Origin of the sequence: Micromonospora sp. MH99 (assembly GCF_021442385.1) — a bacterium.
In the GTDB taxonomy this organism is placed as follows: domain Bacteria; phylum Actinomycetota; class Actinomycetes; order Mycobacteriales; family Micromonosporaceae; genus Micromonospora.
In genome coordinates, this window is sequence record NZ_MUZA01000002.1 from 118,054 (window position 1) to 131,367 (window position 13,314).

Genomic DNA, 13,314 nt, shown 5'->3' on the forward strand with positions numbered 1-13,314 from the left:
CGGCGTGTTCCGGTTCACCCTCGGCAACCGGGGCCGGTTCTGGCGCGTCATTAGGAGACGATGGGTCAGGGACCACGACTGTGAGGACATCATGCGAGCTAGCCAGGACCAGCTGATCCGGCCCCGTGGGCGACGCCGCGTGCTCGCGGCGGGGCTGCTCGCCGTGGCGCTGGCCTTCACCTCCGCCTGCACCGACAGCGACGGCGGTAAGCCGTCGTCGTGGCAGGGCGGCGACGAGAGCCCGGCGCCCAAGGCCGCAGCCACCATCAGTGAGCCGGCGGCGGACGCCAAGGACGTGCCGGCGTCCACCAGCATCACCTTCAGCACGAAGGACGCCGAGGAGACCACTGTCGACCTCAAGGACGCGGCCGGCAAGGCGGTCGAGGGCACCCTCGCCAAGGATGGCAAGACGTGGCTTCCGAACGGGGCGCTGGAGTACGGCACCAGCTACACCGCCACGGTCACCGCCACCGGCGACGACGGCCGGCCGGCCACGGCGACCAGCAGCTTCACCACGATGGCCAAGCCCGACAAGCAGGTACGGGTGAGCAGCTTCCTCGGCGACAACCAGGTGGTCGGCGTCGGGATGCCGCTGATCGTGAAGTTCAGCCGTGCCGTCCCGGAGGACTACCGCGACGACGTCCAGCGCCGGATGACGGTGACCTCGACGCCGGCCCAGGAGGGCATCTGGCACTGGGTCAGCCCCACCGAGATCCGGTACCGGCCGAAGGAGTTCTGGAAGGCGAACACAAAGGTCTCCTACCGCGTTCAGGCCGGTGGCCTGCCGATGGGTGACGGCTACTACGGCCGCTCGGACCTCTCCGTGGACGTCAAGATCGGCTCATCGCTGATCATGACCGTGGACAACAAGACCAAGCGGATGACGGTGACCCGCAACGGCTCGGTGATCAAGACCATCCCGGTCAGCCTGGGCAAGAAGAGCACCCCCTCGTCCAGCGGGACGATGGTCGTGATCGAGAAACTGCGCAAGACCGTGTTCGACACGATGGAGGAGCTGGGCCCCGAGGAGGGCTACCGCACCAAGATTGACTTCGCGCAGCGACTCACCTGGGGTGGCGAGTTCATCCACGCGGCCCCCTGGTCCGAGGGGCAGCAGGGCAGCGTCAACGTCTCGCACGGCTGCGTGAACGTGTCGATGGCCAACGGCGACTGGCTATTCAAGAACACCCAGATCGGCGACCCGATCACGGTCAAGGGCACCGAGCGCAAGCTCCAGAACGGCAACGGCTGGACCGACTGGAACATGAGCTGGGACGAGTACGTCAAGGGCAGCGCCCTGCCGTACGAGCCGCCGGCCGACCCGGACGCCACGCCGACCCCGGACGGCGCCGGCACCCCGTCCGCCACGCCGACCGCCTGAGCCAGCCGTCCGAATCGACCCGAGTTCCAGGAAACCGGGGTATCCGACAAGCCCGGATACCCCGGTTTCCTGGAACGGGAGATGTACCAGCCAGTCCCGAAAACGACTCAGGCCCCCTCCGAGGAGGGGGCCTGACATGTGGGGTGACTGATGGGAATTGAACCCACGACAACCGGGACCACAACCCGGTGCTCTGCCAACTGAGCTACAGCCACCACGCCTCCGACGCCCGGTCGATCGCCCCGGGCGGGGTGCGGACCAATAATAGCCACACCACCGCTCACGGCGTCCAGCGGGTTCCCCGCCGACCGCGCGGCCCCGCTCTAGAGCTCGGCGGCGATGCCCTTGGCGGTCTCGACGTCCGGGCCGGGAAGCGGAACGAAGATGGTGCGCCGGTAGTACTCCAGCTCCCGGATGCTCTCGCGGATGTCGGCGAGCGCCCGGTGCGCCAGGCCCTTCTGCGGCTGACCGAAGTACACCCGGGGGTACCAGCGGCGGCAGAGTTCCTTGATCGACGACACGTCGATCATGCGGTAGTGCAGGTGCGCGTCGAGGCGGGGCATGTCCCGGGCGATGAAGCCACGGTCGGTGGCGATCGAGTTGCCGCACAGTGGCGCGGTGCGCGGGTCCTTGACGAAGGTGCTGACGTACTCCAGCACCCGGTCCTCGGCCTCGGCCAGGGTGACCGCCGAGCGGCGGACCTCCTCGGTGAGGCCGGACTTGGCGTGCATGGTCTGGACGATCTCCGGCATCGCCTCCAACGCGGCCTCGTCGGCGTGGATCACCACGTCGACACCATCACCCAGCACATTGAGGTCGGGGTCGGTGACCAGTGCCGCGACCTCGATCAGCTTGTCACTGCCAAGGTCCAACCCGGTCATCTCACAGTCGATCCAGACGAGGAGATCAGCCACCGGGACAGCCTACGCGCAGCCCACGCCCCACGGCTGCGCGCTCTCGGCCGGACGGACCGCTAGGGTTTCTCAGGTGCCAGTCAAACCCGTCGCACCGCCCGCCGTCACCGACGACGATCCCGGCGGCCGTACGGTCCGTCGGCTGGTCGCGATCGTGGCGCTGATCGCCGTGCTGCCGGCGCTCTACCTGCCCGGCCTGGTGCACAACTTCTTCGACCTGAAGATCTACATGTCGGCGATGGACTGGTGGACGGCCGGCCACCCGCTCTACGACTACGTCCAGCCGGACCGGGTGCAGGGTGAGCTGTACTTCACGTACCCACCGTTCAGCGCGCTGCTGCTGTGGCCGTTCGGGCTGATCCGGCTCGGCGCCACCGTGGTGATCTTCACGGTGCTCACTCTGGTGGCCGTGGTGGTGACCACCCGGTGGCTGGTGACGCCGGTGATCGCCCGGCACCACCTGCCGCGAACGTTCACCCTGACCGTGGCCGTCCTGCTGGTGCTGGCGGTGGAGAGCACCCGGGAGACGATCACGTTCGGGCAGATCAACATGCTGCTGGTCGTGCTGATCCTGGCCGACCTGCTGTTCGCCGTACCGCAGGCACGGCGCTGGGCGGGGGTCGGCGTGGGGCTGGCGACGGCGCTCAAGCTCTTCCCGGGCATCTTCATCGTGTACCTGCTGGCCACCCGACGGTGGCGGGCCGCCGCGGTGGCGAGCGCGACGGCGGCGGCGGCGACGCTGCTCGCGGCGGCGGTCGCGCCCCGGGACTCGTGGCGGTTCTGGACGCAGGAGCTGTGGGACAACGACCGGGTGGGTCGCACCGACTACACCGGCAACCAGTCGCTCTTCGGGCTGCTCAGCCGGTTCACCGCGCCGGAGAAGCCGGACCGGTTGCTGTGGCTGCTGGTGGTCGCGGTGGTGGCCGCTTACGGCCTGTGGCGGGCTGCCCGCGCCGCGCGTGCCGGTGACGCGCTGACCGGCCTGACCCTTACCGGCCTGGTCGGCGCTCTGGTCAGCCCGATCACCTGGACCCACCACATCTACTGGTTCGTGCCGGCGGTGGTGGTGCTCGCCGACGCCGCGTTGAGCGCGAACCGGCCGGAGGAGTTCCGTCGACGGCGGTGGCTCGCCGGGCTCGCCGTGGGCACCGCCGCGTTGATCATTTACGGTGTGGTGTCGTTCCACGACTGGGGGGTCGCGCCGGTCCGCACCGACGACCCGGTGGACTTCGTGGCGCGCAACGGCTATGTGCTGCTCAGCCTGCTGCTGCTGGTGGTCCTGCCGGTCCGCGTGGCCCGCCCGGTCCGGACTGTGGAAAAGTCGCACCAAATGGACACAACTCCCCAGTAGCGACCATCGGCGCTAATCTGGACTCACCTACCTCAAGCGTCGCTCGGGTAGCACCGATCCCCCGGTGAGAGTGGCCCTCCGCGTCGGCAGCGCGGAGGGCCACTCGCCGCTTCAGTCCGTCGGCATCGGCCGTGCCGTGGGTTCGGCGCCGGCGGGCGGCCACGCCAGGCTCAACGCCACCTCCGGCGGGCGGGGCAGCCGGGCCGGCACGTCCAGGTCGGCGAGGGTGACCGGCCGGGTCGGTTCGGCGCCGGACGCCGACCGGGGCCACCCGGCCGCGCCGGAGCCGACCGGGGCGAGCTGTCGCACCGCCGGCAACGGCGGGGCCGCACCGGAATTCCGGGAACTCAGGCCGCTGAGCGACGTGACCCCGAGCCGGCCGGCGAGCACCGGCACCTGGTCCGGTTCGACAACGAAGACCACCTCCCGCGGACGCGGCGGACGCAGCAGGAGCAGCACCGCGCACGCCACCAGCAGCACCCCCACCGCCAGCAGACCCCAGGTGACCGGACCGACCCAACCCGCGCTCAGTTCGGCGCGCAGATCCAGGCTCAGGTCGGCGCGGCCGTCCGGGCGCATCACCACCAGGCTCATCGACTCGCCGCTCAGCTCGTCGGCGCTCCACTGGAGGGTGCCGACACCCTCGCGTACCCAGAACGGGCGGCCGAGCGGGGTGACGGCCGCGCCGGCGGGCGGGGCCGCCGCCGGGACCGCCGGGTCCGTGCGGACCGGCAGCGGACCTCGGGCCAACGCCACCCGGCGGACCGAGGCGTACGGCACCGACTCCAGCCACCGACGCACCTCGGCGGTGGGCGCCAGCCCCACGAAGGCCGGGCCGTCGGGGGTACGGGCGTCGAGCCGGAGGCGGGTCTGCGCGGCGCGCGTGAAGGGCGCCTCCCGCCGCAGCAACCGGTCGAGGTCGGTGACCACTACCGCGTGGCCGGGGGTGCGGACCGTCTCGAACCGGGCGGTGAAGGTCCCACCGGGGTCGGCGTGCCGGGTGACGAGCCACAGCCCGCCGCCGGCGAACAGCGCCGGGATCCCGATGACCAACAGCAGCATTCCGGTGATCACCCGCACGAACCGCATTCGCAGCGTCCCCCTCCGTAGCCAGATACCCGGCCGACCTTACCGACGTAGACCGGCTGATCAGGGGATATCGACGGCACGGCCGGCTTCGGTCCGGCGAAAGCACGCTGGCCCGCCGGAATCCGGCGGGCCAGTGGTGAGCGACGGGTCAGGACTTCGCGACCGGGCTCCGGCGGGTCCGGGCGAACGCGAGACCGCCGAGCACCAGGCCGGCCAGGCCGGCGACGAGGCCGGCGATGCCGAGGCCGATCGCGGTGCCGTCGCTCTCGTCATCGTCATCGTCGTCGTCGGCCGCGGCGACTGCCGTAGCGGCCGGGGCGGCCGACGCCGACGGCCCCGCGGTGGTGAGGGTGAGCACCGGGGCGGGCTTCTCCGGCTCCTCGCCGCCCGGCTGCGGCTCGTCGATCCACCGCGAGATGTTGCCGTCCGAGTACGTCTGGAGGGTCTTGAAGACCATCGACTCGACCTTCGGCAGCGGCCCCATGGAGACGCCGAACTCCTGGAACTGGCCCGGCTTGACCGCCGCGTCACCGGTAGCCGTCCAGGTGATCTTGGAGACCGCCTCGGTGAGCTGGCTGCCGTGCACGTCGATCGGCGGGTCCACCTTGCGCTTCTCCGTCGTCACCGTCCAACCGGGCACCGGGATGGTCGACACCGAGCCGATCGGCGCGTTCTCCGGCAGCACGACCTCCAGCTTGGTGGTCGACGCGGTGTCACTCTCGTTGGGCACCCGGAACGCCACCCGGGCGTAGCCGCCCTGGGTCGCCTCCTTCGGATTCACCGTGACGTGGGCGGACGCCGGCCCGGCGAAGCCGAGCACGGCGGTGGCGACGGCGGTGAACGCCAGGGCGGCAGCGGCGGTTGCGGTACGCCGGAGACGGGTCATGGGCTTGGGGAACCTCTCTAACGGATCGGCACGGTGGCGGTCACCGTGGCCTGGTCGATGTCGGACGTACGAACGGTGATCTTCAACTGCCAGTCGCCGGCGGCCGGCAGGCTGATGTCGCCGTAGGAGTGGTTGTCGGTGAGCGGCAGCAGCGGCAGCTCGATCGGCTCGATCCCGGCCGAGGGCAGCGCGGCGGTCGCCCGCCACTCCGCCACCGGCTGCGGCTGGTTGTCCTTGGTGTACGCGTACAGGTGCACCGAGTTGTTGCCCCGCTCGGCCGGGTCCAGCTCGACCTGGAGGGTGAACAGCGAGCTGGTCAGCGTGGTGGAGAAGAGCCCGGCCTGGGTGCCGGACGGCCCGGCCACGGCGGTGCGGGCGGGCGTGGTCTGCACCAGCGTCGCCGACAGCCCCAGCACCACCACGGTGACTGCCAACTCCACCAGGACCGCCCGGCGCACCGGCGTCGGTCGCTGGGCCGCCGTGCGTCGACGGACCAACTGCCGGGAGTACGCGGCCACGGCGATCACGATCGCGAACAGCCCGATCTTGGCGAGCAGCAGACGCCCGTACGTGGTGGTGAACAGGGCGTCCGGCGTGGCCACCTCGATCAGCGCCTGGACGGTGCCCGCCAGCAGCAGGGCCGACACGGCGAGCGCCGCCCAGCGTGACCAGATCGGCAGGATCGCGCCCAACTCCCGCTCGTCGGCCTGGCGCAGCAGGAAGACGGCGAGCATCAGCAGGCCGCCCAGCCAGACCGCCATGCTGCCCAGGTGCACCGCGTCGACCACCACGGAGACCGCCGGCGCCGGGGAGGCCGCCGGGTGCCCGGCCAGCGGCCAGGTCAGCAGGGCCGCCCCACCGAGCACGGCCAGGATGATCGCGTCGGCCCGGCCGGCCGGGCGGGCCAGCAGCGGCCGCAGCAGGAACGCCGAGGCCGCCAGTAGGCCGAGTCGGACCAGGTGGGCGGCGCCGAAGGCACTGCCGAACACGCTGCCGAACCCCTCGCCGGTCACCTCGAAGAGGCCGCCACCGGCGGTGTAGGGCACCTGCAACCACAGGTCGGCCAGGGTGGCCACGGCCACCAGAGAGAGACCGACCCAGGCCAGCCGGGTGGGACCCCGGCGGGAGAGCCGGCGCGGCCACAGCGCGGCGAGCACCAGCGCCGGCCCGACCAGCAGCACCAGACCGGCGTAGCCGAGGAAGCGGGCCACCTTCACGGCGTTCTCCACCACCGGGTCGGCGCGGCTGTCGTTGCCGGAATCGACAGGCGGCGTGGAGGGGGCGCCCACCGAGTAGGTGAACGCGCCGGAGACCGGGTGGCTGTCGGCGGAGATCACCCGGAAGGTCACCAGGTAGGTGCCGCGCTGACCGGCCGGGTCCACCGGGATGGTGACGACGCCGCCCTCGAAGGACGGCTCGCCCCGGTCGGCCCGGGCGCCGTCCGGCGCGATGACCCGGATCTTGTCGGGCACCTTGCGGACCGACTCGCTGAACGTGAGCACCACCTCGGCCGGCCCGCTCGACACCACCGACGAGGCGGCCGGGCTGCTGCTCGACAGCACCGCGTGGGCGCTGGCCGGGGTGGCGGGCGCGATCAACAGGGCGACGACGGTGACCAGGAGGCCGGCGGCGGCGGCCAGCCGGGCGATCCAGCGGCGGGGTGCGACAGTCATGCCGGCCATGGTCGCCGACGGACCTGGATGTCGGCGACCCGAGGCGGGGGATCGGCTCACCTGTGGCCAGCCGCCAGCGCCGCGCACGAGAGGTCGCGTGTCATGAGCAGGTAGTCGGCTGGCGGCGGGGAAAAGTTCCCGACGTGGCGCAGACCATCCAAGGGCCGAAGGACCCTGACGTCACACCCGGCGGCGCGTAACCTGGTTTGTCGTGATCCCCGTCCCGCGTGACTCCGGTGCCGCCGGTGCGACAGGTGACGTCGCCCGGGACCCGGCGACCGAGTCGGCCCTGAGCGCGCGCGACGGCGACCCCGCGGCCCAGGCCGTGTTCGTCCGGCTGACCCAGGCCGAGGTGTGGCGCTTCGCGGCCGCCCTGGTGGGCCCGGAGAGCGCCGACGACCTCACCCAGGAGACGTACCTGCGGGCCTTTCGGGCCCTGCCGGCGTTCGAGGGCCGGTCCAGTGTCCGCACGTGGCTGCTCGGCATCGCCCGGCGGGCCTGCGCCGACCACCTGCGGACGGTGATCCGGCGTCGCCGTCTCGACGAGCGGCTGGCCGCGAACGCGTACACCGACCGGCCGCATCCCGACCCGGCCGGGCAGCTCGGCGTCGCCGACCTCGTGCGTCGGCTGAGCCCCGAGCGACGTGCGGCGTTCGTGCTCACCCAACTGCTCGGCCTGTCGTACGCCGAGGCCGCCGACGTCGAGGGCGTTCCGGTGGGCACCATCCGCTCCCGGGTCGCCCGGGCCCGCGACGAGCTGGTCGAGGCCGTCGGCGACGCCCTCACCGGTTGAGTCCGGAACTTCCGGCGCAGACGGGACGACAAATGAACGTGACCGCACCCCCCATCCGGGCCGGCAGTTGGGCGGCCCTCCGCCCCTGGCTCAGCACGGCCGCCCGCCTCGGCCTCGCCGCCGTGTGGTTGGTCGCCGGGGCGTCGAAGGTCGGTGACCTGGCCGCCTCCGGCCGGGCCGTGAACGCCTACCAGGTGCTGCCGTACGACGTGGCGACAGTGGTCGGCGCCGCGCTGCCGTTCGTCGAGCTGGCCTTGGGCGTGCTGCTGCTGCTCGGTCTGGCCACCCGGCTCAGCGCGGGTATCTCCGTCGCGCTGCTGCTGGTCTTCATCGCGGGGATCTCCTCGGCCTGGACGCGTGGCCTGGCCATCGACTGCGGCTGCTTCGGCAGCGGCGGGCAGCTCGCCGAGGGACAGGCCCCGAGTTACCTCCCGGAGATCCTGCGGGACCTGGGATTCTTGGTGTTGGCCGGATTTCTGGTGATCTGGCCGCGTACGCCCGTCTCGGTGGACGGGTGGCTGTCCGCCGAACCGGCCGTGGAGGACGAGGATGAGTAGTCGCAAGGGGCAGCGGGACGCGGCTCGGGTCGTCCGCGAGCAACTGGCCCGCGAACGACGACGCCGCCGCACGCTCTGGGTCTCCGCCGCCGCCGTCGCGGTGCTGGTCATCGCCGGTCTGATCGGCTGGAGCGTGTGGTCCAGCCAGCGCTCGGACGACTTCACCACCCCGCCCGGCGCCAACGAGCCCGGCACCGGCATCGTCGTCGGCGGCGGGCCGGTCACCGTCGACGTCTACGAGGACTTCCTCTGCCCGGTCTGCAAGCAGTTCGAGCAGAGCACCGGGGCGACGCTGGAGCAGCTCGTGTCCGAGAACAAGGCGAAGGTGGTCTACCACCCGGTCGCGTTCCTCAACCGCTTCTCCACCACCGAGTACTCCACGCGCTCCTCGGCCGCCTCCGGGTGCGCGGCGGCCGGCGGCAAGTTCCACGAGTACGCCAAGGCGCTCTTCGCCAAGCAGCCGCCCGAGGGCAGCGCCGGGCTCAGCGACGACGAGCTGATCGACATCGGCGTCGGCGTGGGACTGGACCGCGGCTCATTCGGCGGCTGCGTGTCCGATGGCACGTACAAGACGTGGACCGAGCACGTCACCGAGGAGGCCAGCCGCAGCGACGTCACCGGCACGCCCACCGTCCTGGTCAACGGCCAGCCACTCGCCGACCGCAGCCCGCAGGGCCTCACCGCTGCCGTGGCGGCGGCCGGCAAGTGATCCGTACCCTGCTGGCGCGCGCCACCCTGATCGCCGCCACCGCCTGCGCGGCGACAGTGCTCACCGCGGCGCCCGCCGCCGCGCACGGCGCGGACGCCCCGGACGGCTCCGACTACCGCACCCGCGTCACCGGCGTCACGCCGGCCCGGCCCGGCCTGACGGTACGGGTGATCGAGGCGGGCGCCCGACTGGAGCTGACCAACCGCACCGGCCGGGCCATCGAGGTGATCGGCTACTCCGGCGAGCCGTACCTGCGGGTCGGTCCGGACGGCGTGTACGAGAACAGCCGGTCCCCCGCCACCTACCTCAACCGCACCCTCGCCGGGGACACGGCGCTGCCAGCCGACGCCGACCCGGCCGCCCCGCCGTCCTGGCGACGCGTCGACGACGGGGTCAGCGTGCGCTGGCACGACCAGAGGGCCCTGTGGCAGGAGTCGGCACCACCGGACGTGGCACGCGCCGCGCCCGAGCGTGAGCACCGGGTCCGGGACTGGACGATCCCGCTGCGCGACGGCGCCGACCCCGCGCAGATAGCCGGCACGCTGGACTGGGTGCCACCGCCGGACGCGTACACCTGGTGGGCGGTGACCATCGTCGGCCTGCTCGCGGTGGGCGCGCTCGGCCTGCTCGCCGCCGCCCCCACGGCCGGCGCCCGGGCGCTGTCCGCGGTGGGCGCGCTGCTGGTCGTCGGCGGCGCGGTCGCCGTGCTCTACCCCGTGGGGCGGGAGCTGGACGCTGGCGCCCAAGGCGTCGGCGGGGTGCTCGCCGGGCTGCTGGGCGGTCAGGTCTGGGCACTGCTCACCGGTCTGGGCGCGCTCGCCGCCGGTGCCTACGCGCTGGCCCGCCGCCCGGCGGCCGACTTCGCGGTGGCGCTGGCCGGCGCCTGCCTGGCCCTCTTCGCGGGCGTGGCGAACGCCGCGGTGTTCGCCCGGTCGGTCGCCCCGGTGCCGTGGTCACCCGAGGTCGCCCGCGCCATGGTGGCCGCAGTCCTGATCACCGGCGCCGGCGCGACAGCCGCCGGAGTCCTCCGCCTGCACGCCGCCTCCCGCGCCGCAGCCTTAACTGCCCCCGGCAAGTGATCAGCGCGCGACTCTCCCACCAGACGAGGATGTGCGGGTCGCCCTTTGCTCTGCTTCAACCCACGCAACACTTACGCGCCGTAGGTGTTGCCTCGGTTGAAGCAGAGCAAAGCGGGCGACGGGGGGTCGGGCCCCCGTCCGCGGCTGCGGGGCTACGCCGGCGGGGTGAAGCCGTAGGGGAGTTCCAGGCGGTGGCGGGCCAGCAGGGGCTCGTTGCTCAGCAGGTCGTGGGTGGGTGCGTCGGCGACGATCCGGCCGGCGTCCAGGATCACCGAGCGTTCGCACAGCTCCGCCGCGTACGGCAGGTCGTGCGTGACCATCAGCAGGGTCACCGGCAGGTTGCGCAGGATCTCCGCCAGCTCACGCCGGGCCGCCGGGTCCAGGTTCGACGAGGGCTCGTCAAGCACCAGGATCTCCGGGTGCATGGCCAGCACGGTGGCCACCGCCACCCGTCGGCGCTGCCCGAACGAGAGGTGCTGCGGTGCCCGGGCCCGATGCTCGCTCATCCCGACGGCGGCCAGCGCCTCGTCCACCTGGGCGGCCAGCTCCGCGCCGCGCAGGCCCAGGTTGGCCGGCCCGAACGCCACATCCTCCGCCACCGTGGGCAGAAAGAGCTGGTCGTCCGGGTCCTGGAAGACGATGCCCACCCGGCGACGCACCTCGGCAAGGGTCGCCCGGTCCGGCGTGACGGTCAGCCCGCCGACGCTCACGCTGCCCTCGGTCGGGGTGAGGATGCCGTTGAGGTGCAGCACCAGTGTCGTCTTACCGGCGCCGTTGGGCCCGAGCAGCGCCACCCGGTCACCGCGCGGCACCGTCAGGTCCACCCCGTGCAGGGCCACGTGACCGTCCGGGTACGCGTACCGGACGCCACGAACGTCCAGCGAGAGGGCGGTCTGCACGACACCGATCATGTCAGCACGACGGCGGTCGCGGCGATGGAGGCCGCCACCACCGGCACGGTCGCCGCGACCAGCCACTGACCTGCGGTCGCCGCGCCGTCGCCCTGCCACACCGCGGGCATCCGCCCCGTGTAGCCCCGCGACAGCATCGCCAGGTAGACCCGCTCGCCGCGCTCGAAGGCGCGCAGGAACAGCGCCCCGATGCCGGCGGCGAAACCGCGCAGCTGCCACAGGAAGCGGGGATCGTCACCCCGCGAGATCCGCGCCACCCGCATCCGCCGCGCCTCGCCGACCAGCACGTCGAGATAGCGAAGCATGAACGTGGCGATCTGGGTGAGCACCTGCGGGCAGCGCAGCCGGTCCAACCCGACGATCAGGTCCCGGGTGGTGGTGGTCGCCGCGAGCAACAGCGAGGCGAGGACACCGAGACTGCCCTTGGCCAGGATGTTCCACGCCCCGTGCAGGCCGTCCTCGGACAGCCGCAGCCCCAGCACCTCGACCCGCTCGCCGGCACCCAGGAACGGCAGCGCCACCGCGAACAGCACGAACGGCAGCTCGATCAGCGCGCGACTGAGCAGCCAGCGCGGCCCCACCCGGGCCAGCGCCGCCACCCCGGCCACCAGCAGGGCGTACGCGCCGAAGGCCCAGAACGCCTCGCGCGGGGTGGCCACCACGGCGATCGTGAAGACCACCATCGCCACGATCTTGACCTCGGGCGGGAGCCGGTGCACCGGCGAGGTCGACTCGCGGTACAACACATGCCCGTGACCGGCACCCATCCGCGTACCTCCTGCTCAGCCGGCCGCGCCGGTGCGGCGCCCGGCGTCACTGGCGGTGACCGGGTCGCCGGTCGCGTCGGTAGTGGTCGCAGCGTCCGCCGTCGCGTCGCGGGTGGCCGGGCCGTCGCCGGTGGTGGACGTGGTGCCTCGCCGCCGCAGCAGCCAGAAGCCGCCGACGCCGATCGCGAAGGTCACCAGCACCCCGAGCACCCCGGAGAGGCCTGTCGAGACGAAGCTGTTCTCGATGCCCCGCACGCCGTAGTCGGCGAGCGGGCTGTCCCCCAGCTCGTGCTCGCGGGCCTGCTGCGCCGGGCAGCTGCCACCGACGATGTTGTCGTCGGCGTCGACGGTGCAGCCCTTGAGCAGGGAGGAGTCCAGGCCGTCCGGGTGCGACGAGGCGTAGTTGCTCACGACACCGGCGAGCAGCAGGGCGACCAGCAGACCGCCGGCCAGGAACGCCCAGGAACGGTTCTTCATCGGACACCTCCGGAGACCGGGACGGCGGGGCTGGCGGGGGTGGGCAGCGCGCGCAGCGCGTACACCAGGTCGGGGCGCACCTTCGCGACGGTAAGCACTGTGGTCGCGGTGATCAGGCCCTCGCCGATGCCGATCAGCAGGTGTACGCCGGCCATCGTGCCGGCCAGGCCGGCGAGGTTGCCGCCCAGGTCGGTGGTGCCGCCCAGCCAGTACTCGACGACGAAGCCCTGGGACGCGACCACCACGCTGACCAGCGCCGCGACGAACGCCGTGACGGCCAGGCCCGCCCGCGTGCGGGGCAGCACCCGCAACAGCACGGCGATCAGCAGGTACGCCGCGGCGGTGCCGAGCAGCGCCATGTTGGTGATGTTCAGGCCGAGCATCGCCACACCGCCGTCGCCGAAGATCAGCGCCTGCACGACGAGCACCACTGCCACGCACAGCGCGCCGACCCACGGCCCGACCAGCATCGCGGCGAGCGCGCCACCGAGCAGGTGACCGCTCACACCGGCCGTGAAGATCGGAAAGTTGAGCATCTGGACGGCGAAGATGAACGCCGCGACCAGCCCGGCCATCGGGGCGAGCCGGTCGTCCAGGTCCCGCCGGCCGCGCAGGACGCATCCGGTGAGCGCGGCGAGCGCCAGCGCCGCGAAGACCGCCGCGACGGGGCCGTCGATGATCCCGTTCGAGATGTGCATCGCCAGTGTTTCCACGCGACCTCCCACGC

14 protein-coding genes and 1 tRNA gene are annotated in these 13,314 nt (G+C 72.5%); 6 read left to right on the forward strand and 9 right to left on the reverse strand.

Annotated features, from left to right (window positions below):
• The first annotated feature begins 91 nt into the window (after positions 1-91).
• Entirely contained in the window at positions 92-1,381 is a 1,290-nt protein-coding gene (locus B0E54_RS01870) for an Ig-like domain-containing protein (RefSeq protein ID WP_234581413.1), read from the forward strand.
• Positions 1,382-1,520: 139 nt separating this feature from the next.
• Here B0E54_RS01870 and B0E54_RS01875 read toward each other — a convergent pair.
• Positions 1,521-1,596 (reverse strand) — tRNA-His (locus B0E54_RS01875).
• A gap of 108 nt (positions 1,597-1,704) precedes the next feature.
• Positions 1,705-2,295 carry an oligoribonuclease gene (orn, locus tag B0E54_RS01880; RefSeq protein WP_308195323.1) on the reverse strand — a complete coding sequence of 197 codons (591 nt, stop codon included), beginning with the start codon at positions 2,293-2,295 and terminating at the stop codon, positions 1,705-1,707.
• Positions 2,296-2,368: 73 nt separating this feature from the next.
• Here orn and B0E54_RS01885 point away from each other — a divergent pair, with 73 nt between their 5' ends.
• The gene (locus B0E54_RS01885) at positions 2,369-3,646 is read left to right on the forward strand and encodes a glycosyltransferase 87 family protein (RefSeq protein ID WP_234581417.1); all 1,278 of its coding nucleotides are present in this window, start codon (positions 2,369-2,371) and stop codon (positions 3,644-3,646) included.
• A 111-nt stretch (positions 3,647-3,757) separates the two neighbouring features.
• Here B0E54_RS01885 and B0E54_RS32880 read toward each other — a convergent pair whose 3' ends face one another.
• The 3 genes from B0E54_RS32880 to B0E54_RS01900 form a co-directional block, all read right to left on the reverse strand.
• Complete coding sequence (locus B0E54_RS32880; RefSeq protein ID WP_374109233.1) at positions 3,758-4,735, reverse strand: hypothetical protein; 978 nt, start codon at positions 4,733-4,735, stop codon at positions 3,758-3,760.
• A gap of 148 nt (positions 4,736-4,883) precedes the next feature.
• Positions 4,884-5,621, reverse strand: a complete 738-nt coding sequence (locus B0E54_RS01895) for a YcnI family protein (RefSeq protein ID WP_234581419.1) — start codon at positions 5,619-5,621, stop codon at positions 4,884-4,886.
• A 17-nt stretch (positions 5,622-5,638) separates the two neighbouring features.
• Positions 5,639-7,303: a copper resistance CopC/CopD family protein gene (locus tag B0E54_RS01900; protein ID WP_234581420.1), complete on the reverse strand. Its 1,665-nt coding sequence runs from the start codon at positions 7,301-7,303 to the stop codon at positions 5,639-5,641.
• 202 nt (positions 7,304-7,505) lie between these two features.
• Here B0E54_RS01900 and B0E54_RS01905 point away from each other — a divergent pair, with 202 nt between their 5' ends.
• From B0E54_RS01905 to B0E54_RS01920, 4 genes are read left to right on the forward strand one after another with little or no spacing between them, the layout of a single operon-like run.
• Positions 7,506-8,087, forward strand: coding sequence for a sigma-70 family RNA polymerase sigma factor (locus B0E54_RS01905; RefSeq protein WP_234581421.1), 582 nt, complete (start codon positions 7,506-7,508; stop codon positions 8,085-8,087).
• A gap of 32 nt (positions 8,088-8,119) precedes the next feature.
• Entirely contained in the window at positions 8,120-8,644 is a 525-nt protein-coding gene (locus tag B0E54_RS01910; RefSeq protein WP_234581424.1) for a MauE/DoxX family redox-associated membrane protein, read from the forward strand.
• Entirely contained in the window at positions 8,637-9,353 is a 717-nt protein-coding gene (locus B0E54_RS01915; RefSeq protein ID WP_234581425.1) for a thioredoxin domain-containing protein, read from the forward strand. The genes B0E54_RS01910 and B0E54_RS01915 overlap by 8 nt, the downstream gene beginning before the upstream one ends.
• The gene (locus B0E54_RS01920; protein ID WP_234581428.1) at positions 9,350-10,432 is read left to right on the forward strand and encodes a hypothetical protein; all 1,083 of its coding nucleotides are present in this window, start codon (positions 9,350-9,352) and stop codon (positions 10,430-10,432) included. The genes B0E54_RS01915 and B0E54_RS01920 overlap by 4 nt, the downstream gene beginning before the upstream one ends.
• Before the next feature lie 152 nt (positions 10,433-10,584).
• Here the strand turns inward: B0E54_RS01920 and B0E54_RS01925 are convergent, their stop codons facing one another.
• Genes B0E54_RS01925 through B0E54_RS01940 form a run of 4 tightly spaced genes read right to left on the reverse strand, consistent with a single transcriptional unit; the run spans position 10,585 to position 13,300 of the window.
• Entirely contained in the window at positions 10,585-11,343 is a 759-nt protein-coding gene (locus B0E54_RS01925; protein WP_234581432.1) for an energy-coupling factor ABC transporter ATP-binding protein, read from the reverse strand.
• Positions 11,340-12,110, reverse strand: coding sequence for a cobalt ECF transporter T component CbiQ (gene cbiQ / locus B0E54_RS01930; RefSeq protein ID WP_234581435.1), 771 nt, complete (start codon positions 12,108-12,110; stop codon positions 11,340-11,342). Before cbiQ ends, B0E54_RS01925 begins: the two co-directional genes overlap by 4 nt.
• Positions 12,111-12,125: 15 nt before the next feature.
• On the reverse strand, positions 12,126-12,587 hold the full coding sequence (locus B0E54_RS01935) for a PDGLE domain-containing protein (protein ID WP_234581436.1): 462 nt from the start codon (positions 12,585-12,587) through the stop codon (positions 12,126-12,128).
• The gene (locus B0E54_RS01940; protein WP_234581437.1) at positions 12,584-13,300 is read right to left on the reverse strand and encodes an energy-coupling factor ABC transporter permease; all 717 of its coding nucleotides are present in this window, start codon (positions 13,298-13,300) and stop codon (positions 12,584-12,586) included. Before B0E54_RS01940 ends, B0E54_RS01935 begins: the two co-directional genes overlap by 4 nt.
• Between the last annotated feature and the right edge of the window lie 14 nt (positions 13,301-13,314).